The organism is Micromonospora mangrovicola (genome assembly GCF_047200535.1).
Taxonomy (GTDB): Bacteria; Actinomycetota; Actinomycetes; order Mycobacteriales; family Micromonosporaceae; genus Micromonospora.
In genome coordinates this window covers 1-1,617 of sequence record NZ_JBJZOG010000223.1, presented here as the reverse complement: position 1 = coordinate 1,617, position 1,617 = coordinate 1, and the positions used below count along the sequence as shown (strand labels likewise).

Below are 1,617 nucleotides of genomic sequence, written 5' to 3'. Positions count from 1 at the left end.
AGTGGCGTCCCTGATAGTGGTGTAACGCGGTTGGCGTGATCGTCGGACAGCCCGTCCGGCATAGAACGCGGCCATCGCGTGATCTTTCGAGTGAACCTTCCACAGCACTCTCGAAAGGGACTACCGCGATGACCGCACCTCACATCATCGACCCTGCCGGCCTGCTGGGCCAGGCACTGACCGACGCGTCACCGGATCTGATGCGGCACCTGCTGTCCACGGTGATCAATTCTCTGCTGTCGGCGGAGGCCGACGCGGTCTGCGGCGCCGAGTACGGCAGCGTCTCGCCGGAACGGGTCAACTCCCGTAACGGCTACCGGCGCCGCGAGCTCGACACCCGCGTCGGCACCATCGACGTGGCCATTCCGAAGCTGCGGTCGGGCTCCTACTTCCCCGAGTGGCTGCTCGAACGGCGTAAGCGGGCCGAGGCCGCGCTGGTCAGCGTGGTCGCGACCTGCTACCTGCTCGGCGTGTCCACCCGGCGGATGGACAAACTCGTCCAGTCGCTGGGCATCACCAGCCTGTCCAAGTCACAGGTCTCGCGGATGGCCGCCGACCTGGACGCCCAGGTCGCGGCGTTCCGCACCCGGCCGCTGGGCGAGTCGGGGCCGTTCACGTTCGTGGCCGCCGACGCGTTGACCATGAAGGTCCGCGAGCAGGGCCGAGTCGTCAACGCGGTCGTGCTGGTCGCGACCGGCGTCAACGCCGACGGCCACCGCGAGGTCCTCGGCGTCAAGGTCGCCACCAGCGAAACCAAGCAGGCATGGAACGCGTTCTTCGCCGACATGGTCGCCCGCGGCCTGACCGGCACCCTGCTGGTCACCAGCGACGCCCACCCCGGCCTGGTCGACGCGATCGCTGCGAACCTGCCCGGCGCGTCCTGGCAGCGCTGCCGCACGCACTACGCCGCGAACCTGATGGCGGTGTGTCCGAAGTCCGCGTGGCCGGCGGTCAAGACCGTGCTGCACTCGGTCTACGACCAGGTCGACGCCGCTGCGGTCCACGCCCAGTTCGACAAACTCCTCGACTCGGTCAGCAGGTCGCTGCCCGCGGTGGCCGCCCACCTCGACGATGCCCGCGCCGACCTGCTCGCCTTCACCGGCTTCCCGCAACAGATCTGGCGCCAGATCTGGTCGAACAACCCCAACGAACGACTCAACAAGGAGATCCGCCGCCGCACCGACGTCGTCGGGATCTTCCCCGACCGTGACGCCGTCACCCGCCTCGTCGGTGCCGTCCTTGCCGAACAACACGACGAATGGACCGAAGGCCGCCGCTACTTCGCCCTCGACATCCTCGCCAAGGCCCGCGAGACCACCACAACCACCACGACGAGCGCGGGCCTGCCCCAACTGGAGACCGCAGCATGACCGACGTGACAGGCGACCACACCATCCCCACCCCAGCCGAACGCGAGAAACTCAACGCCGCCCTGGCCGCCACCGGCACCGAGACCGGCTTCTGGGACGGCCACGGCCGTCCCGCAGCCTGGCCCCACGACATCGACCACTGGCAACCCGAAACCAGCAAACCCGCCACCGACCAGCCCGGAACACAACCCTTCTAACCAGCACAACTCGAAAGATCAGCCGTTACACCACTTCCAGGGGCTTGACC

Annotated in this window: 2 protein-coding genes; both read left to right on the top strand. The window is 68.0% G+C overall.

The window, feature by feature from the left end:
- The first annotated feature begins 128 nt into the window (after nucleotides 1–128).
- Complete coding sequence (locus ACL02O_RS34140; RefSeq protein WP_412822309.1) at nucleotides 129–1,370, top strand: IS256 family transposase; 1,242 nt, start codon at nucleotides 129–131, stop codon at nucleotides 1,368–1,370.
- A complete protein-coding gene (locus ACL02O_RS34135) occupies nucleotides 1,367–1,567 on the top strand; it encodes a hypothetical protein (RefSeq protein WP_412822308.1) in 201 nt (66 codons plus the stop codon). The genes ACL02O_RS34140 and ACL02O_RS34135 overlap by 4 nt, the downstream gene beginning before the upstream one ends.
- The last annotated feature ends 50 nt before the right edge of the window (nucleotides 1,568–1,617 follow it).

Coding starts and splice junctions, on each gene's coding strand:
- ACL02O_RS34140 (WP_412822309.1), top strand. CDS start 129: ATGACCGCACCTCACATCATCGACCCTGCCGGCCTGCTGGGCCAGGCA.
- ACL02O_RS34135 (WP_412822308.1), top strand. CDS start 1,367: ATGACCGACGTGACAGGCGACCACACCATCCCCACCCCAGCCGAACGC.